The 17231-nt window shown below is 64.3% G+C and carries 18 protein-coding genes; 6 read left to right on the forward strand and 12 right to left on the reverse strand.

All coding sequences use genetic code 11. The annotated features are described in order from the left end of the window. Positions 1 to 73: 73 nt before the first annotated feature. The 7 genes from LDO14_RS04685 to LDO14_RS04715 are packed head-to-tail and all read right to left on the reverse strand — an operon-like array spanning position 74 to position 6770. A complete protein-coding gene (locus LDO14_RS04685) occupies positions 74 to 1363 on the reverse strand; it encodes a hemolysin family protein (protein WP_134165901.1) in 1290 nt (429 codons plus the stop codon). Positions 1364 to 1415: 52 nt separating this feature from the next. Beyond that, on the reverse strand, positions 1416 to 2174 hold the full coding sequence (locus LDO14_RS04690) for an SDR family oxidoreductase (protein WP_018771372.1): 759 nt from the start codon (positions 2172 to 2174) through the stop codon (positions 1416 to 1418). A gap of 27 nt (positions 2175 to 2201) precedes the next feature. After that, positions 2202 to 3047, reverse strand: a complete 846-nt coding sequence (locus LDO14_RS04695) for a fumarylacetoacetate hydrolase family protein (RefSeq protein ID WP_056389373.1) — start codon at positions 3045 to 3047, stop codon at positions 2202 to 2204. 40 nt (positions 3048 to 3087) lie between these two features. Then, positions 3088 to 4059 (reverse strand): aldo/keto reductase, encoded by a 972-nt coding sequence (locus LDO14_RS04700; protein WP_223993980.1) that lies wholly within the window; start codon positions 4057 to 4059, stop codon positions 3088 to 3090. A gap of 2 nt (positions 4060 to 4061) precedes the next feature. Next, on the reverse strand, positions 4062 to 4892 hold the full coding sequence (locus LDO14_RS04705; RefSeq protein ID WP_263422492.1) for an amidohydrolase family protein: 831 nt from the start codon (positions 4890 to 4892) through the stop codon (positions 4062 to 4064). A 55-nt stretch (positions 4893 to 4947) separates the two neighbouring features. Continuing rightward, on the reverse strand, positions 4948 to 5376 hold the full coding sequence (locus tag LDO14_RS04710; RefSeq protein ID WP_134165909.1) for an RbsD/FucU family protein: 429 nt from the start codon (positions 5374 to 5376) through the stop codon (positions 4948 to 4950). Further along, the gene (locus LDO14_RS04715) at positions 5373 to 6770 is read right to left on the reverse strand and encodes an L-fuconate dehydratase (protein ID WP_018771367.1); all 1398 of its coding nucleotides are present in this window, start codon (positions 6768 to 6770) and stop codon (positions 5373 to 5375) included. The genes LDO14_RS04710 and LDO14_RS04715 overlap by 4 nt, the downstream gene beginning before the upstream one ends. Positions 6771 to 6953: 183 nt before the next feature. Between LDO14_RS04715 and LDO14_RS04720 the strand changes: the two genes are divergently transcribed. From LDO14_RS04720 to LDO14_RS04740, 5 genes are all read left to right on the forward strand, one after another. Next, on the forward strand, positions 6954 to 7691 hold the full coding sequence (locus LDO14_RS04720) for an FCD domain-containing protein (RefSeq protein WP_018771366.1): 738 nt from the start codon (positions 6954 to 6956) through the stop codon (positions 7689 to 7691). Positions 7692 to 7904: 213 nt separating this feature from the next. Then, positions 7905 to 9161, forward strand: coding sequence for a sugar ABC transporter substrate-binding protein (locus LDO14_RS04725; protein ID WP_223993984.1), 1257 nt, complete (start codon positions 7905 to 7907; stop codon positions 9159 to 9161). 91 nt (positions 9162 to 9252) lie between these two features. Further along, on the forward strand, positions 9253 to 10140 hold the full coding sequence (locus LDO14_RS04730; protein WP_223993986.1) for a sugar ABC transporter permease: 888 nt from the start codon (positions 9253 to 9255) through the stop codon (positions 10138 to 10140). Further along, positions 10130 to 11029: a carbohydrate ABC transporter permease gene (locus LDO14_RS04735; RefSeq protein ID WP_018771363.1), complete on the forward strand. Its 900-nt coding sequence runs from the start codon at positions 10130 to 10132 to the stop codon at positions 11027 to 11029. Before LDO14_RS04730 ends, LDO14_RS04735 begins: the two co-directional genes overlap by 11 nt. Positions 11030 to 11086: 57 nt before the next feature. After that, positions 11087 to 12433, forward strand: a complete 1347-nt coding sequence (locus LDO14_RS04740) for an alpha-L-fucosidase (RefSeq protein ID WP_056389382.1) — start codon at positions 11087 to 11089, stop codon at positions 12431 to 12433. Between the two features lie 68 nt (positions 12434 to 12501). Here LDO14_RS04740 and LDO14_RS04745 read toward each other — a convergent pair whose 3' ends face one another. The 3 genes from LDO14_RS04745 to LDO14_RS04755 all read right to left on the reverse strand — a co-directional run bounded on the left by LDO14_RS04745 (position 12502) and on the right by LDO14_RS04755 (position 15014). Beyond that, positions 12502 to 13254, reverse strand: coding sequence for a metalloregulator ArsR/SmtB family transcription factor (locus LDO14_RS04745; RefSeq protein WP_018771361.1), 753 nt, complete (start codon positions 13252 to 13254; stop codon positions 12502 to 12504). Positions 13255 to 13306: 52 nt separating this feature from the next. Next, positions 13307 to 14542 (reverse strand): mechanosensitive ion channel domain-containing protein, encoded by a 1236-nt coding sequence (locus LDO14_RS04750; protein WP_026266089.1) that lies wholly within the window; start codon positions 14540 to 14542, stop codon positions 13307 to 13309. A gap of 64 nt (positions 14543 to 14606) precedes the next feature. Continuing rightward, entirely contained in the window at positions 14607 to 15014 is a 408-nt protein-coding gene (locus tag LDO14_RS04755; RefSeq protein ID WP_018771359.1) for a DUF1304 family protein, read from the reverse strand. Positions 15015 to 15161: 147 nt separating this feature from the next. Here LDO14_RS04755 and LDO14_RS04760 point away from each other — a divergent pair, with 147 nt between their 5' ends. Then, a complete protein-coding gene (locus tag LDO14_RS04760; protein WP_018771358.1) occupies positions 15162 to 15497 on the forward strand; it encodes a cupin domain-containing protein in 336 nt (111 codons plus the stop codon). A gap of 7 nt (positions 15498 to 15504) precedes the next feature. On the opposite strand, the gene LDO14_RS04765 is transcribed toward LDO14_RS04760, so the two are convergent. Both LDO14_RS04765 and LDO14_RS04770 read right to left on the reverse strand, forming a co-directional pair. After that, complete coding sequence (locus LDO14_RS04765; RefSeq protein ID WP_018771357.1) at positions 15505 to 16746, reverse strand: MFS transporter; 1242 nt, start codon at positions 16744 to 16746, stop codon at positions 15505 to 15507. Between the two features lie 212 nt (positions 16747 to 16958). After that, entirely contained in the window at positions 16959 to 17147 is a 189-nt protein-coding gene (locus tag LDO14_RS04770) for a hypothetical protein (protein ID WP_018771356.1), read from the reverse strand. Between the last annotated feature and the right edge of the window lie 84 nt (positions 17148 to 17231).

The following is a 17231-nucleotide window of genomic DNA, read 5'->3' on the forward strand; positions in this document are numbered from 1 at the left end:
TCCGCCCCCTAGGGCCATTGGTCCCCGATGCCGGCCCTTGGCGCAGGATCAGGCTGGGGTGAGCAGTCAGGGGCTAAGTGGGTGCCACCGGCGTGACCCGGATCCGGGCAATCCGTAACCGGTCCATGCTGAGGACCGTCAACACGTACCCCGGTATCTGCACCCGGTCGCCTGCCTTTGGGAGGCGGCCCAGGCGGTCCATCACGAACCCGGCCACCGTTTCGTAGTGCCCCTCCGGGAGTTCGATTCCGGCGGCGGCCTTGAACTCCTGCAGGATCAGGCCGCCGTCCACGTCGATGGTTCCGTTGGCCACGTTGACCCGGTCCTCGTGCTCGGCGCCGGTGTCGTATTCGTCGTAGATCTCGCCCACCAGTTCCTCCACCAGGTCTTCGAGCGTGACCACGCCGTCGGTGCCCCCGTACTCATCCACCACCAAAGCGATGTGCTGGTTGGTCTTGCGCATCCGTGAGAGGGAGGGGAGCACGCGGTTGGTGCCGGGCAGGGGCAGGATCTCCCGGGCGATGTCCCGCACGGGCGAATGGTCCTGCACCTCGTCGCGGGGCATCAGGTCGCGGATGTGGACGAAGCCCAGGACGTCATCCGGGCTGCGCCCGATCACCGGAAACCGTGAGTACGGGCCGTCCCTGACCATCCGGCGGGCGTCCGCGACTGTCATGGCGCCGTCAATGAACGTCACTTCCGTGCGCGGGCGCATCACCTCCTGCAGCGTCCGGTCCCCGGCGCCGAACACGTCGGCCAGGATGTGGCGGCTGCTCTCTTCGAGGAGTTCGTTCTCGGCCACCATGTCCCAGAGCTCTTCGGAACTGATGCTTTCCCGCTTGACGCGCGGGTCGCCGCCAAAGAGCCTGACCACGGCGTCCGTCGAGACCGACAGGAGCCAGATGACCGGCCGCATGGCATGCGACAGGGCAATCAGCGGCGGGGCCAGGATGCGGGTGAAGGCAACAGGGCTTTGCAGCGCCAGCCTCTTGGGGGCGAGTTCGCCCAGGACCAGGGAAAGAAAAGCCACCAGCAGGGTCATGCCGATGAAGGACACGGGCCCGGCAGCCGCACCAAGTCCGAGGGCTTCAAGGAGGGGTACGACGGCGGGAGCGATCGCCGAGGCCCCATACGCCGCCGAGAAGAATCCGGACAGGGTCACGCCGATCTGGACCGTGGAGAGGAAACGGTTGGGGTTGCGGGCAAGGGCGGCAGTCCGGGCGCCGGTGTCACCGGATTTCTCGATGCGGCGCACCTGGCTTTCGCGCAGGGAGACCAGTGCGATTTCCGCCGCCGCGAACACCCCGCCCAGCAGCACGAAACCGAGAACCAAAGCGATATTAACCAGGGTGCCGCTGTCCATGACACGACCTTACCCAGCCGCGGACCCGCCGGCGCCTGCCTTCGTGTCGAAGTCAGGACGCCGCGGGGCGGGGCCGAAGCCGGAGTGCCTGCATACCGCCGTCAACAGCCAGGTCCACTCCCGTGGTGGACCCGGCGAGGGGGCTGGCCAGGTATGTGACGGCTGCAGCGACCTCTTCCGGGCAGACGAGCCGGCCGTGCGGCTGACGGGCCTCAAGGGCGGCCCGCTCGGCCTCGGGGTCTGCCGCTGTGGACAGCAGGCGAGCGATCCACGGAGTGTCAGCGGTACCCGGGTTTACGCAGTTGACCCTGATCCCTTCCTGAAGGTGGTCGGCAGCCATGGCCAGGGTGAGTGACAGCACAGCACCCTTCGTTGCGCTGTAGAGGGCGCGTTGGGGCAGGCCTGCGGTAGCGGCGACGGAGCAAGTATTGACGATCGCCGCGTGGGAGGACCGGCGCAAGTACGGAAGGGCGGCCCTTGAAACGCGGACTATACCCATCACATTGATATCAAACACACGGTGCCACTCGTCGTCGTCGTTGGATTCAATGGTGCCCTGTGCGCCCACTCCGGCGTTGTTGGCCAGGATGTCGATCCCGCCCAGCTGCTCTGCTGCCTGCCGTACGGCCCGCCGGACAGAGCTGTCATCCGAGACGTCGCACTGAATTGCTGTGACCCCTTTCGGCGCCTGCTCGGGGCGGAGGTCCAAAACCGCCACTGCTGCGCCGCGCTCCTGCAGCAATTGGGCCGTTGCGGCCCCTATTCCGGAGGCTCCGCCGGTGACGATTGCCTTAAGTCCCGCAAACTCCATTGTCTGGTCCTTTCGTGGTCGGGCTACCTAGCCCTGGAAGAATTCCTGGCGCTGGCGGCCGAGTCCCGCTACTTCAATTTCGACGACGTCCCCGGCCTTCAGGTAAGGAAAGCGCCCGGACAGGGCGACCCCCTCCGGAGTGCCGGTGCAGATCAGGTCCCCTGGCTCAAGGACCAGGAACTGGCTGAGATCGTAGATCACCTGCTCCACCCCAAAGATCAGGTCACGGGTGGAGGAGTCCTGGCGGATTTCACCGTTGACCCAGCTCCGTAACTGCAGGTCGCTGGCGTCCACTTCATCCGGGGTAACCAGGTACGGGCCGGTGGGGCAGAATCCGGCGCAGCTCTTTCCCTTGGACCACTGGCCGCCGGACACCTCCAGCTGGAATGTGCGCTCGGACAGGTCATTGACGGTGACGTAGCCGGCGATGTGGTCGCGAGCCTGTTCGGGGGACTGCAGATAGGAAGCCTGCCGCCCGATGACCACTCCCAGCTCGACCTCCCAGTCGGTCTTGGTGGACCCGCGGGGAATCGCCACAGCATCGAACGGGCCTGCCACCGTGTTTGGGGCCTTATGGAAAATGATGGGCACCGACGGAGGAGCGGCCCCTGACTCGGCCGCATGGGCCGCATAGTTCATGCCCACGCATATGACCGATGACGGCCGGGCGATCGGGGCGCCGATCCGGGCACCATCAACTGCGATCTCTGCCAGTTCCCCGGCGGCTAGCGCTGCCGCTGTGCGCACCGGTCCGTCGGATTCCCAGAAGCCGGCATCGATGTCCGCCGCCACCTGTTCGAGGGAGTAGTACTTCTGGTGGTGCAGGACGGCTGGTACTTCCTTGCCTGGCTCGCCAATTCGTGCGAATTGCATGGTCCTTCTTTCGCTAATTGATGCTGTTGGGTTGGGGGAACTACGTGATGAGGCCGCGGTTGCGCAGCTCGGCCCATAGCTGGTCCGGGACTGCCTGCGATGCCAGATCGAGGTTTTGCTTCACCTGTTCGGGCGTCCGCATGCCCAGGACCACGCTTGTCACGGCGGGGTGCTGGCACGGGTACCTCAAGGCGGCGGCAGGGAGGGTGGTTCCATGCGACTCGCAGATGTCGGCCAGCAGGTTTGCCCGGTCTAAAAGCTGCGGGGGCGCGGGTTGGTAGTTGTAGGTGGCGTCGCGCGCCGGACGGTCTTTGGAGAGCAGGCCGGAGTTGAAGACTCCGACGTTCACTACTCCCACTTTCCGCTCAAGGCACGCCGGCAGCAGATCCGCTGCTGCTCCCTGCTCCAGCAGCGTGTACCGGCCCGCCAGCATGATCACATCGATGTCCGTTTCGGTGACGAAGCGGGCGAGCATTTCGGACTGGTTCATGCCTGCGCCCCAGGCACCGATGACGCCCTCATCCCTCAAGGCGGACAGGGTGGGTGCGGCACCGTCGACAGCCTCGCTCCAGTAGTCGTCCGGGTCGTGGATGAAGACGATGTCGATCCGGTCAGTCCCGAGCCGCTGGAGGCTTTCCTCGATGGAGCGCAACACCCCCTCGCGTGAGTAGTCGCGGACCCGGACCAGATCATCGGGCACGTCGAACCCCTGGGTGTCCTTACCGTTCGGGGATGGGTTGGGTCGCAGTAGGCGCCCCACTTTGGTGCTGAGCACGTAGCTGTTGCGGTCCTGGCCGGCGAGTGCTTTTCCAAGGCGGCGCTCCGAAAGTCCCAGCCCGTAGTGTGGGGCTGTGTCGAAGTACCGGACGCCACCCTCCCAGGCTGCTTCAACGGCGTCGATCGCCTCCTGCTCCTGCACCTGCCGGTACAGGTTGCCGATGGGGGCGCCCCCGAACCCGAGGACGGGCAGTTGGATTGCGGTGCCGGGGATGGTGCGGGTTTCTGTTTGCATGGTTAGTCTTTCTCCTCTTCCGGGTGTGCCGGACCCCGGACTGCCTTGAGTCCGTAAGCGCGAACTGCGGTTCCACGGGCGACGTTTTCGCGTTCGTAAGAGGAGGCGTCGGACATCGCCTGCTCCACCGTGAGAATCCAGTCCTGGTACGCGGCCGGCTCCGTCAGAGAGACCGGCCAGTCACTGCCGATCATGCACCGATCGGCCCCAAAAACGTTTAAGGCTTCCAGGATGAAGGGCAGCGCCTGCGGCCCAAGTGGACGCGTGGGGTCAGCTTCCGCGCCCGCCCCTGAAATCTTCACGACGACGTTGGGCAGCCTGGCCAATCGACGCATCGCTGTGCTCCATTCGCTGAGGCTGCCGGCTGCAATGGGTGGTTTGCCCATGTGGTCCAGCACTATGCGCAGTTCCGGTATCCGGGCAGCAAAAGCTGCAAGTTCCGAAAGCTGCCACGAGCGGACGCAGGCGTCGAAGGCAAACCCGGCCCTCCCTACATGGCGGCCTCCGGCCAGTGTTTCCGCCGTCAGCATGAAACCGGCCTCCCTGTCCTGGAACAGCTGGCGCACCCCGCGGACCAGGGGCCGCTGACACAGCTCCGCAAGGTCTTCGGACACGCCGTCCCCGCGGTTGATGGGGGCATAGGCCACAATCGCCGCCAGCTCCGGCCAGGTGGCCCGGAGGCTCGCCACCCAGTCAACTTCCTTCAGCGCCTGGTCATCACGGCAATCGGCCTGCACAAAGACAGCCTGCGTCCCGGGCGCGTGTGGAAGTTCCCGTGGAAGGAAGGGCCGGTTCAGGGAAGGGACACGGTTCAACCAGTCATAACTGAGCACGGAAGGGTCCCAGACGTGGACGTGTGAGTCTATTACCTGAAGCAACTGTCAGCCCTCATGCCTGTCCGTCGGGCCGAACGCCGATGGTCAGGAGCAGGTTCGCGTAGTGCCGGGTGTCCCCACTGGCGATGACGACGGCGACGTTCGGCGACCGCGCGGCATCGTAGAAGTCGAAGCGCTGGTGCGAAGTGATGGGAATTGCGGTGCCCAGCGCTCGTTCGTAGCCTTTGACTGCCTCCGTCCAGTTTCCGTCCGGAGGCGTCATTACCGCGGCGGCTTCGAGCGGAACGGCGTCGATCAGCACCTCCAGTACCTGGTCAATGGTCAGCAGGCCGGGCCGCAGATTCAGGGCTATCCGCCTCGCGGCTGCAGGGGCGCCGGTGTTGTGCGGGTAGTTTGCGTCCGCCAGGAGGATCTGCGAGCCGTGGCCGGATTCAGCGAGGGCTGCGAGCAGGCCCGGGTGGGTAAGTGTGTAGTTGATCACGCCTGTTCCCCTACCCTTTCCCCGGTCCCTGCCCGAGCGAAGGCGACACCGCGCTCAGCGCGGGCCGATTCCCATGCCTGTTCGGCTTGGCCGGCGTCGGTGCCGGCCCAATAACTGCCCCGGGGAAAGGAATACGCCTGCAACGTCTGCTCCTTCAGTTCCGACGAGTACCCAGGGTTCGCCGGCATGATGTAGGCGCCGTCCCGGATGATGCACGGATCCACAAAGTGTTCGTGCAAGTGATCCACGAATTCGGTGACCCTGCCGGCCAGGTCTCCGGAGACGGCAATGAAGTCGAAGATGGACAGGTGCTGGACGAGTTCGCACAGACCTACCCCGCCGGCATGTGGGCACACCGGGACACCGAACTTGGCGGCCATCAACTGGACGGCCAGCACTTCGTTGACGCTGGCGAGCCGGCAGGCATCCAACTGGCAATAGTCGATCGCCCCGGCCTGGAAGAGCTGTTTGAAAAGGACGCGGTTCATGCCGTGCTCGCCGGTGGCCACCCCGATCGGTTGGACGGCCCTTCGGATCTCGGCGTGGCCCAGGACGTCATCCGGGCTGGTGGGTTCCTCGATCCACAGCGGATTGAATTCAGCCAGCTGCTTGATCCAGTCGATGGCCTGCGGAACATCCCATACCTGGTTTGCGTCGATCATGAGGTTGCCCTCTGGCCCGATGACTTCGCGGGCGATCCTGAGGCGGCGAATGTCGTCCTCGAGGGATGCGCCAACCTTGAGTTTGATGTGGCGGTAGCCCTGGTCCACGGCCTCCTGGCAGAGCCGCCGTAGCTTCTCGTCCGAGTAGCCCAGCCAACCGGCCGAGGTGGTGTAGCACGGGTAGCCGTCCCGGGCCAGCTGGTGGATGCGCTGATCCCGGGTGGGGTCGAGTCGTTCCAGAAGCGCCAGGGCTTCCTCCCGGGTGAGGGCGTCTGAAAGGTAGCTGAGGTCGGCCGCGTCCACGATCTGTTCGGCGGTCATGTCCACCAGGTAACGCCACAGGGGCTTTCCCGAGCGGCGGGCGGCAAGATCCCAGACGGCGTTCATCACGGCTCCGAGGGCAAGGTGCTCCACGCCTTTATCGGGCCCCAGCCAGCGAAGCTGGGAATCACGTTTCAAGCTTCGGTACGCCTCGCCAAGGTTGCCGCAAAGGACATCCAAGTCTTGGCCTATGAGGGGCCTGGCGCGCAGTTCCATCGCGGCGGAGCACACCTCATTGCCCCTGCCGATGGTAAAGGTGAAGCCGCAGCCATAAAGGTCTGGGTCGTCCGTTTTCAGCACGATGTACGCAGCGGAGTAGTCTGCGTCATGATTCATGGCATCTGAACCGTCTGCGGAAAGCGACGTGGGAAACCGCACGTCGAAAATATCGAAACCGGTGATTTGTGGCAAGGTGAGCCCTCCAGGTTCAGGCCGTGAAGACGGCGCTCCAGCAACATCGCGAGCGTCATCTGATGTATGTGGAAGTATTTGATGAGAATATCGGAAGAAGCATCCCATTCCAAGGGATACATCTGATGAAAGCGAATTGTGCGTTCAGCGTCACTAGACGAAGCACTGGGAAAGGTGGCTGCGATGACCAACAGCAACTCCACTGGGTCGATGTCCCAAACCGACGTCGTTATTTCGGGCGTGAAGCAGATGCTGTCGTCCCGCAGGCTTCGGCCCGGCGACCGGCTGCCCATTGAGAAGGACCTGGCAGCAGAGCTGCAGGTTTCCCGGGGTTCCCTTCGGGAGGGCGTGCGGGCATTGTCCACTATGGGCATCCTGGAGACGAGGCAGGGCGCCGGCACCTTCGTGACCAGGCTGGAGCCGTCGGCTTTGCTCTCCGCGATGGAATTCTGGGTGGGCCTGCAGGATGGAGAGCGGGCAAACCAGGTGCACACTGTGCGGCGGGCCCTTGAGACAGAGGCTGCTGCCGCGGCAGCGGTTTGTATCGAAAGCTCGCAACTCGACGAGGCCGAAAGCATATTGGAGCGGGCGAACGCGGCCATTCAAGCATCGCCCATAGACCATGCCGGCGCCATGCAGTGTGACATCGAATTCCATCGGCTCATCGCCCATGCCTCAAGGAATCACGTGCTGTCAGCGCTGATCGAAACCGTCTCCACCAACACCATCCGCGGCCGGATGTGGCGGTCCATTCATGACAATGAAGGCCTGCTGGCCACGCATCGGGAGCACTTGGGAATCCTGGAGGCGCTCAGGCGGAATGACGTGGACAGGGCCAGAACCCGCATGGCGAACCACCTGTACGCGGTGGAGGACTACGTGACAACCATTCCCGCTCCCGAGCTTGAGGAACAGACGTAGGATTCGTCAGACCTTGTATTGACTATTTCCGACAAATGGCCTGTTTAGGGTCGATCCAGGAATTTTGGAGTCAAAAAGATCAGATGATTCCTTGACTTTCCAAACTGGGGCGGGTCATGCTGTTGGGGACAAGGGTTGCGGGAATTACAGCGGGCAGGCCACGAGGACGTCGCCGGGCAGCCTTTGTCCCCAGCTATTGAAAGGACGTTCGTTGTGTCGACTAACCGTGTTACCGGCAAGCTGCTGACAGCTGCAGCGGTTGCAGCCCTGGCCGTCGGAAGCCTTACCGCATGTGGTTCCTCAAGCGGGAGTTCATCATCGGGGGAGAGCAAGGAAGCCTCCGCCGTGTACACCTGGATCACCAATGAAAACGACAGGGCCCAGTGGCAGGCCTTTGTGGACGCAGCCAAGAAAAAGGACCCTGCATTCAACCTCACTTTGGAGGGTCCGAGCTTCAACGATTACTGGACCAAGGTCAAGACCCGCCTCTCCAGTTCCGGAGCGCCGTGCATCATCACAACGCAGGCGGCTCGTGCCCAGGAGCTTAAGGACCTTACGGTGCCGCTGGACGACATGGTTAAGAGCAACAACATTGACGTGTCCATGTACAACAAGGCAATGATCGACGGCCTGACCGTTGATGGCTCGCTGCGGGGGATACCTTATGACGCCGAACCGGTGGTTCTTTACTACAACAAGGATCTCCTGGCCGCGGCCGGCGTGGCGCCGCCTACCACCAAATACACCACCAGCCAGTTCGCGGCCGACCTTAAGGCGCTGACAAAAGGCGGCGTGATGGGCCTCGCAGTGCCGCCGGGATTCGGCTCGGGCCCGGGGCTTCCCATGGCATTCGCCAACGGCAATGAACCGGTCAAGGATGGAAAGCTTGACCTCACCAACCAGGGCCTCGTCAACGACCAGCAGTTTGCCTTCGACCTTGTGGCAAAGGCGCAAGTCGCGAACCCGCCGCAGGCGTCGGACGGGACCGATGTGCCGGAGCAGCAGTTCATGAGCGGCAAGGCGGCGATGATCATCGACGGTCCCTGGATGTACGACACCCTGACCACCAAAACGCAGGGCAAGGTGGGCATCGCCGTCGTCCCTTCCACCTCGGGAGAGAGCATCGGCATGATCCAGGGGTCCGCGTTTGCCATCGCAGCGTCCTGTAAGGACAAAGAAGCTGCCTTCAAGAACATCATGAAGATCACCACCCCTGAGGTCATCGGCGCTGTTGGGGCCGCCCGTGGAACCGTTCCATCTGTTGAGTCCGCGGTGAAGGACTGGGCCGGGACCAAGCCGGCGGCTGACGTGGCAGTTGTCCAGGCCCTTCTGAAGAGCGGGCGTCCGCTGGTTACCACCCCTAGCTGGAACCAGGTGGAGACCAACTTCACGCAGTACTCCGGAGAAGGCTTCCGCGGCAGCAAGACCGCGCAGGAACTCCTCTCCACCATCATGAATTCAGCCAAGTAAACTCCCCGGGGGCAGGCTCCCGCACCGGAGCCTGTCCCCTTCATGGAACAGGTCAACGATGACTGCTTTACCCACACTTGCTGTCAAAGACGTGAAAAGGACCCCCGCCAGGGGCGGGCAGGGCCGGCTCGCAGCGGCTTACCTCGCTCCCGGGATGCTCGGGTTCCTGATTTTTATCGTGCTTCCGCTGGTGGCTTCGCTGGTCATCAGCCTGTTCGACTGGCCCTTGTTCGGGGCACCAAAATTCGTGGGGCTGGACAACTACGTTCGGCTGCTCACTGGTGACCCGGTGTTCTGGACGGTTCTGGGCAACACCCTCTTTTTTGCCGTCTCCTACACCGTGGTCAACCTGATCGCTGCCCTGGCTGTTGCCATCTGGCTTCACAACCTGGGCAGTTGGGGCCCGTTCTTCCGGGTGCTGTTCTTCATTCCGGTGGTGACCCCCATGGTCGCCAACGCGTTGGTTTGGCGCCTGATGCTGACCGATGACGGCGTCATCAACAGCTTTCTGGCCAACTTTGGCATACACGGGCCTTCCTGGCTCAGTGACAGCCAGCTCGCCATGGGGTCGTTGATCGCAATGTCTGTCTGGCAGGGGATCGGCTACAACATCATCGTTCTCGGCGCAGGGCTCAGCGGCATCTCGCCGAATTTGCTTGAGGCCGCCCGCATCGATGGGGCAGGAGCCTGGCAGCGGTTCTTCCGGGTGGTGCTGCCGATGCTGTCGCCGTCGCTCTTCTTCTGCACGGTCATGACCATCATCGGCTCTTTCAAGGTATTTACCCAGCCTTACCTGCTGACACTCGGCGGGCCGGGCGATTCCACCAACACGATCGTTCTGTACCTCTACCGCAACGGTTTCTCCTTTGACAAGCTCGGCTACGCGTCGGCACTCGCTTGGGCGTTGTTCGTCATCGTCATGCTCATCACCGCACTGCAGTTCTCGCAGCAAAAGAGGCTGGTCAACTATGACAACTGAAACTCTCGCCCAACCGGAAATCGACAAGGGCCTCGCGCACCGTCGGCACGCAACAGCGTCGCGGAAGAAGAGGCGGGCCGGCCGCCTCGTCAGCCGCATCGGCGTTGTCCTGGTCGGCGCTGCGTTCTTCTTCCCGTTCCTCTGGATGTTCGCCACATCGCTGAAGCCCACCTCCGAAATATTCTCCACCGGTGCCAGCTTCCTTGCCTCCCGCGTGGAGTGGTCGAACTACCAAACAGTGTGGACCGCTATTCCCTTCGGACGGGTCATCATCAACAGCTTCTTGGTGGCCGTCTCCGGAGCGGTGCTGACAACGGTCGTGTCATTGCTGTCCGCCTACGCTTTTGCCCGGCTGCAGTTCAGGCACCGGGAGAAGTTGTTCCTCGTTTTCCTTGGCACGCTGGTGCTGCCCCAGGAAGTCCTGGTAATTCCGCTCTACATCATGATGGCAAAGCTGGACATGATTAACTCCCTGCCGGCGCTCATCGTCCCTTTTGCTTTCGGTGCCTTCGGTGCCTTCCTGATCCGACAGTTCCTGCTGTCCCTGCCCGTTGAGTTTGAAGAGGCAGCCCGTATCGACGGAGCAGGTTCGATCAGGATCCTGTGGAGCGTGATCCTTCCGCTTGTCCGTGCGCCGCTGGCCGTGGTGGCTGTCTTCAGTTTCATCGATTACTGGAGCAGTTTCCTGTGGCCGCTGATCGTCATCAACGACGTCTCGCAGGCAACCATTCCACTGGGGCTCTCCATGTTCTCCGGTGAACGCGGAACGGACTGGGGACCGCTCATGGCGGCCGCTACTTTGGCGGTGATTCCCAGCCTGCTCGTCGTCATCCTCCTGCAGCGCCAGCTCGTGAAAGGCGTCAGCATGGGCGGCTTCGGCGGCCGCTGAGCACCGCCCTGACCCCTGGAATTCCCAAAATCAACCATCTGGAAATTGGAGTGCATTATGACTGACAGCACAGCTATGCCTGAAGACTGGAACAAATTGGCCAGGCCCGTGCCGGAGTGGTTCCAGAACGCGCCGTTCGGCATCTTCATCCACTGGGGCGCCTACTCCGTTCCCGCCTGGGCCGAACCCATCGGCGCCCTGGGCACCATCGAGGACCGCGAGTGGTTTACCCACAACCCTTATGCGGAGTGGTACTACAACACCATCCGCATTGACGGCAGTCCTGCCCAACAGCACCACCGGGACGTGTTCGGAGGCGAGGACTACGACGCCTTCCTGGACCAGTGGAAAGCAGAACAGTTCGATCCGGGGGACTGGGTGGAGCTGTTCAAATTCGCCGGTGCCGATTACGTGGTGCCCACCACGAAGCACCATGACGGCATCGCGCTCTGGGACGCTCCGGGAACAGGCGAACGGAACACGGTCCACCGCGGACCGCGCAGGGACCTGATCGGCGAAATCGCCCGGGCCGTGGGTGACAAGGGCCTGAAGCTGGGCCTGTACTATTCCGGCGGACTGGATTGGCATGTACGCCCCTTCCCGCCGCACGTCACCAGCGAAAGCGTCCACGACACTTCCCGCCCCAAGGACGCCGGCTACGCCGAATACGCCTACAACCACGTGGTGGACCTGGTGGACAAGTATCGTCCAGACGTCCTGTGGAACGACATCGAATGGCCCGACGCCGGCAAGCACTTTGGCGAGTACGGGCTCGGCCGGCTGTTCGAGCACTTCTACTCGATCAGTCCGCAAGGCGTGGTGAACGACCGGTGGGGCGCCACCCACAAGGACTATGCCACCAGCGAGTACGAAGCGGCCAGGGAGAACGAGTCCGAATCCGAGTGGGAGAACTGCAGGGGCATCGGATTCTCCTTCGGCTACAACCAGGTGGAAGGACCGGAGCAGTCGCTGACCGGCCAGCAGTTGGCCCGCCAGCTCACGGACGTGGTCTCCCGCGGTGGCCACTTCCTGCTGAACGTGGGACCGCGGGCGGACGGCACCATTCCTGAGATCCAGCGCCAGGCCTTGACCGATCTTGGCCACTGGATGGCTTCCGCCAAGCAGTACCTCGTGGGTGCCCGTCCGCTTCAGGATGGAACCGTGGCAAGCAGCGACGACCCCTGGATCCGCTGGGTTGACCGCGGAACGGAAGCCGTGGCCTTCGTTGACTTGCTAGGCGGGGGAACGGAAGCCGCCTTGAAGCTGGACGCGGGCAGGTTCTCATTGTCACAAGCGTCAGCGGCGGGTGACGGCGGAACGGTCGAGGCCACCGTGGATGGACTCAAAGTCACCCTGTCGCCTGACCGAACCGGGCCGGCCATCGTCCGCGTCCCCAAGGCATAGTCCCGGAAGTGCATCGACGGCGGCGGGCAGCACCCGCCGCCGTCGTGCGTTACCTCAAAATCAATGGCTTAGGTGTACATCAGCGAGCCGGGCGTAGTGAGTTTTTCGCCGGTTTCCAGCCATGTCTTGAGACCGGAGAGGATCATCGGCCAGCCGCCGTAAAGCTGTTCGTTGGCGCCTTCGCGCAGGTCGCTGTGGGTGACGGTGAGGTGGCAGGAATCGCCCACCGGTTCGATCTCCCAGGTGATGGTGGACGTGCCCTCGGCCTTGACGTCCTCGCCCCACAGGGCGCGCATGGTCTGGACCAGGCGGCGCGGCGGGTCCACCTCCAGGTTTTCGCCTTCGCCGAGGGCCTCCCCGGCCTTCGGGTTGCCCATCACGAAGCGTCCGCCCGGTGACCAGTCGGAATCGATGGTGTTGCCGAACTGGTACTTGCTGCGGATGTCGCTGTCCGTGATGGCTTCCCAGAGCCGTTCGGGCGTGGTCTTGATGTAGATCTCGAAGATTTTTTCCATGGGACTTTCCAATCTGGATTTGAGGTCGCTGAGGGCAGCGGCCCATGGTTCTGCGTATTTGCTGACCCAGCGGTCGTGGACCAGGCGGATGGGGACAGGATTGAGGAAGTGCAGCTTTTCCCGCCCCCGACGGCGGGTCACCACCAGGGCTGCGTCCTCCAGGATGCGGAGGTGCTTGGCGATCCCGAACCGGCTCATGCTGAACCGGGCTTCAAGGGCGCTCAGGGTTTGGCCGTCCTCGCGGTAGAGCTCATCGAGCAGGTCCCGGCGGGTGGGGTCGGAGAGTGCCTTGAACACGTCGTCCATGACAGCAATGATATGTGACCTAATGGTCACCTATCAAGGGGTCTTGCCTGCCTCAGTTGCGGGAGGCAAGGTTCCGGTCCCGCTCCTCGAACACTTCCTCACCGGGCCCGGTGAACGCGCGCGACCTCTCCACTGCCTCGATGGAGCCGGTGAACAGCTGCGATTCGTGCGGGTCCGCCGGGGGACGGGCACCGGCGGCCGGGGGCGACCCCAGCCCGCGCAGTGGTGCCCTGCGCCGTGCGGCCGTGCCGCCGTCGTCCGCTGCCTGCTCCCAACGCTGGTGCGGCAGGGCCTCCGGATGGTTCTGCTGCAGGAACATGACCATGGTTTCCCGGACCAGGCAGCGCAGGTCGAAGAGCGCGGCACTGTCCGCCGCGCTGACCAGGATCCGGACGCGGACAAAGCCGCCGGTGGCGTCGGTGATCTGCAGGACGCCCACGCGCTCGTCCCAGAGCTCGGAATCCGCCAGGACGCGGCGCAGTTCGGTGCGCATGTCCTCCACGGGGGCGCGCCAGTCCAGGTCGAACTCCACGGTGCCCATGACCTCGGACTGGCGGCGGGTCCAGTTCTCGAAGGGCGTGGTGGTGAAGTAGGTGGACGGCAGGATGAGCCGCCGGTCGTCCCAGAGGTGCACCACCACGTAGGTGAGGGTGATCTCCTCGATCCGGCCCCATTCCTTCTGCACCACCACCACGTCGTCCACGCGGATGGCATCGGTGAACGCCAGCTGCATGCCGGCAAAGACGTTCACCAGCGACGTCTGCGCGGCGAGGCCCGCAACGATGGAAATCACCCCGGCGGACGCCAGCAGCCCCGCGCCCAGCGCCTGGATGGCGGGGAAGGTCAGCATCGCGGTGCCGACGGCGAGCACCACCACCAGTGCCACGGCAATGCGCCGTGCCAGGATCATCTGCGTGCGCAGGCGCCGTGCCCGCCGGTTGTCCGCCACGTCCACGCTGTGCCGGTTCAGCACCACGGCTTCCACGATGAGCAGCACCGCGACGGCGAGCCAGGCGACCGCGCCGATGAGGGCGATCAGCAGGAGATGGTCGACGCCGGCGTGCCAGCTTTCGTTGTTGGCAGTGAGCCTGAGGGCAGCACGGACGCCCACCAGGCACAGTGCCAGCCGCAAGGGCTGGCGGGCCACCCGGGAGGTTGCCTGCAGCTCGGGCCGGTTCCGGTTCAGATGGAGGACCACCTTGCGGAGGAGCCAGGACAGGACCAGTCCGGCGGCCACCGCCACGGCGACGGCAAGGAAGGGCATGGCGCGGTTAAGTAGGTCTGGCATCCGTTAACCACTACCAACTTCGGCGGCAGGACCGAAATCGCGCCGGCGCCTTGGCGTGCCCCGCTTATGGCCCCAGCGGCAGCAGGAGCAAGGCAACGAGTGCCGGGACGGTGGCCGCGAGGGTTCCCGGCACACTCTCCCATTTACTTGGGTAGTGGCCCTGGATGTCGGCGAGCAGCATGGTGGGGGCGGTGAGGACCATGTTGGCGCAGCAGTAGACCACCAGTGTGTAGCCCACCACGAGCTGCCCGGAGTTGGCGGCAACCACTCCGGCGATCACCCCCAGCGCAATCACCAGGTTCCTGTAACCGGTGGGGATGGCCCACATCATCACTGCACGCACATTTTCCGGCGGCGTGCTCAGGAACTTCTGAGCCCACCGGTGACGGCGGAGGAGGAAGCTCTCCACTGGAAACACGACGATGTAGATGGCTGCGGCGAGTACCGCGAAGACCTGCGCTGCGGCGTTCATGCTTGCAGCGTAGGGCTGCGCCTGCGGGCTGCTCCATCCCCGCATTGGGGGATCTTGGACGCCCACGCCGACGCTGGCGCCCGCGCTCGTACCGGAAGGCCGTTTGGCACGTGTTCATCTCCCCACCACGTGGGTAGCCTTGGGCCCATGCAGAAGATATCTATTGACGCGCTGGCCCGGCAGCAGCTCGAAGCAGCCATCGGCTCCCCGAACGGAAGGGCTGCGGACACGGTGTACGGGGGCCACGAAAAGATCCTCCGGCAGACGGTCATGGCGATGACCGCGGGAACGCAGCTGAGTGAGCACCAGAATCCGGGCGACGCCACGGTGTTCGTGATCCGGGGCTGCGTCAGCCTCCGCGCCGGCGGGGAATCCTGGCAGGGCAAGTCCGGCGACCTGCTGATCGTCCCGCCCGGTCTGCACAGCCTTCACGCCGAGGAGGACTCCACCTTCCTGTTCACGGTTGCCAAGCACCGGGACTGACCCAGGGTCAGGCCGGGTCCTTGACGGTGTCCTTCACCGGCCGGGGCTCCAGCCAGATGCGTTCACGGGGGCCTGGTGGGTAGGCGTAGCGCTTACCGGCAAGGGTGATCACCAGGGCGGCAACCACAGGAATCGCCGCCGCCGCCGGGACCAGCAGCGGGCCGCCAACCACCAGGGCCGCGGAGCCGTAAAGTGCCCCGACGGTGATGCCCAGCTGGATGGTCAGGACGGTGAGCCCGTTCGCGGCCTCACTGTATTCGCCGCCGGCCCGGAGGATCGCCGACTGGTTGTAAATGCCGATCGCGCCCAGGCCGGCTCCCCAAATGGTCATCAGCACCAGGGCGGCGGGCAGGTTCCCCACGGCGAGGGGCAGGAGGAACATCGATGCTGCGATGGCCGCCGTCGTGATGAGCAGCGAGCGGCGGGGACGCGAGTCCACGGTGAGTCCAGCGATCCAAATACCCAGCAGTCCGGACCCGCCCAGTACCGTGAGCGAGAGGCTGATGGCGTAGTCCGGCAGGGCCGCCTCGCGGATGAACGGCGCGATATAGGTGAACAGCGCGAAGTGGGCCAGGACCAGCAGCGGCCAGGCGGTGGCCACCGGCTTCACGCCGGGCTGGCCGATGGCCCTGCGCAGTGACGGCCGGACCGAATCGGTAATGCGCCGGACGCGGGGAAGCAGCCAGAACGCCAGCACGGTCAGGACCACGCCGAACCCGGCGAGCACCAGGAACGCTGCGCGCCAGCCCAGGAATACGCCCAGAGCCGTACCCACCGGAGCGCCGATGGCCAGGCCCAGGCTGTTGCCGCTGAACACTATGGCCAGGGCCTTGCCCACCTTGTCCGCCGGGACCACGCGGGATACGAACGGCGCCATGGTGGTCCACAGCAGCCCATGCGCCAGCCCGCCCACCAAACGCGCGATCATCGCGGCGGTGAAATCCGGTGCGAGTCCCACCATCGCGTTGCTGAGCGCGAAGGTCAGGACCAGCCCAACCAGCAGGGCGTGGCGGGGAATCTTCCCCAGCATCCGGGCGGCCGGAACCACCGTGACAACAATGACGGCGGCGTAGGCGGCGGCAAGGTAGCCGGCCACCGGCTCGGACACTCCCAGGCCGGTGCTGATCTGGGGCAGCAGGCCGGACGGCAGGAGTTCAGTGGTGATGGCCGTAAAAGCGATGGTGGCGAGGACCACCATCGCGGCATACGGAAAACGGGCAGGTTCCGGCGCAGGGATCGCGGAAGACATGGGGGAAGCGTCCATTCAAGGGGGAGGGTGTGGAATGCGGCGCTGCTCGCCTGACAATTCCTCCCTTAAATTTACCGGATCGAAGGGTCTGTCACAGACATGACACGTTGTCCGGATCGTGCTCCCGCTCCTGCCGTGCGGGACCCGCTGCCAGGCTCCCCGAACCTGGTCCACGGCCGTGATCCCCGAACCGTGATTCCGGTCAGGAAGTCCTACCTGCGGCCGAAATCGGTGTCCGTGTACGACCCCGGCCGGCCGGACGCACTGCCTTGGCAGGTACAGGTGCCCTGCACTTCGATGCGCACCGCCGTCGGCCGCGCGGCGTCCAGGTGCAGGGTCACGGGCTCATGGTCCGCAGCGGCGACGCGCAGGAGTGATTCTTCGGGGGAGATGGCAGACATCGCTGTCCTTTCGGAAGGGGGGTCGTTTTAGGGGGATTGTTCAGGAGGACTGTTTCCGGGGGCAAGCCGGGGGCGTGCCGCCCG

It is taken from the genome of Arthrobacter sp. NicSoilB11, assembly GCF_019977375.1.
Classification (GTDB): Bacteria; Actinomycetota; Actinomycetes; order Actinomycetales; family Micrococcaceae; genus Arthrobacter.

Excerpts from the sequence above, each read along its gene's own strand:
- LDO14_RS04685 (WP_134165901.1), bottom strand. The coding sequence starts at position 1,363 with ATGGACAGCGGCACCCTGGTTAATATCGCTTTGGTTCTCGGTTTCGTG.
- LDO14_RS04690 (WP_018771372.1), bottom strand. The coding sequence starts at position 2,174 with ATGGAGTTTGCGGGACTTAAGGCAATCGTCACCGGCGGAGCCTCCGGA.
- LDO14_RS04695 (WP_056389373.1), bottom strand. The coding sequence starts at position 3,047 with ATGCAATTCGCACGAATTGGCGAGCCAGGCAAGGAAGTACCAGCCGTC.
- LDO14_RS04700 (WP_223993980.1), bottom strand. The coding sequence starts at position 4,059 with ATGCAAACAGAAACCCGCACCATCCCCGGCACCGCAATCCAACTGCCC.
- LDO14_RS04720 (WP_018771366.1), top strand. The coding sequence starts at position 6,954 with ATGACCAACAGCAACTCCACTGGGTCGATGTCCCAAACCGACGTCGTT.
- LDO14_RS04735 (WP_018771363.1), top strand. The coding sequence starts at position 10,130 with ATGACAACTGAAACTCTCGCCCAACCGGAAATCGACAAGGGCCTCGCG.
- LDO14_RS04740 (WP_056389382.1), top strand. The coding sequence starts at position 11,087 with ATGACTGACAGCACAGCTATGCCTGAAGACTGGAACAAATTGGCCAGG.
- LDO14_RS04745 (WP_018771361.1), bottom strand. The coding sequence starts at position 13,254 with ATGGACGACGTGTTCAAGGCACTCTCCGACCCCACCCGCCGGGACCTG.
- LDO14_RS04750 (WP_026266089.1), bottom strand. The coding sequence starts at position 14,542 with ATGCCAGACCTACTTAACCGCGCCATGCCCTTCCTTGCCGTCGCCGTG.
- LDO14_RS04755 (WP_018771359.1), bottom strand. The coding sequence starts at position 15,014 with ATGAACGCCGCAGCGCAGGTCTTCGCGGTACTCGCCGCAGCCATCTAC.
- LDO14_RS04760 (WP_018771358.1), top strand. The coding sequence starts at position 15,162 with ATGCAGAAGATATCTATTGACGCGCTGGCCCGGCAGCAGCTCGAAGCA.
- LDO14_RS04765 (WP_018771357.1), bottom strand. The coding sequence starts at position 16,746 with ATGTCTTCCGCGATCCCTGCGCCGGAACCTGCCCGTTTTCCGTATGCC.
- LDO14_RS04770 (WP_018771356.1), bottom strand. The coding sequence starts at position 17,147 with ATGTCTGCCATCTCCCCCGAAGAATCACTCCTGCGCGTCGCCGCTGCG.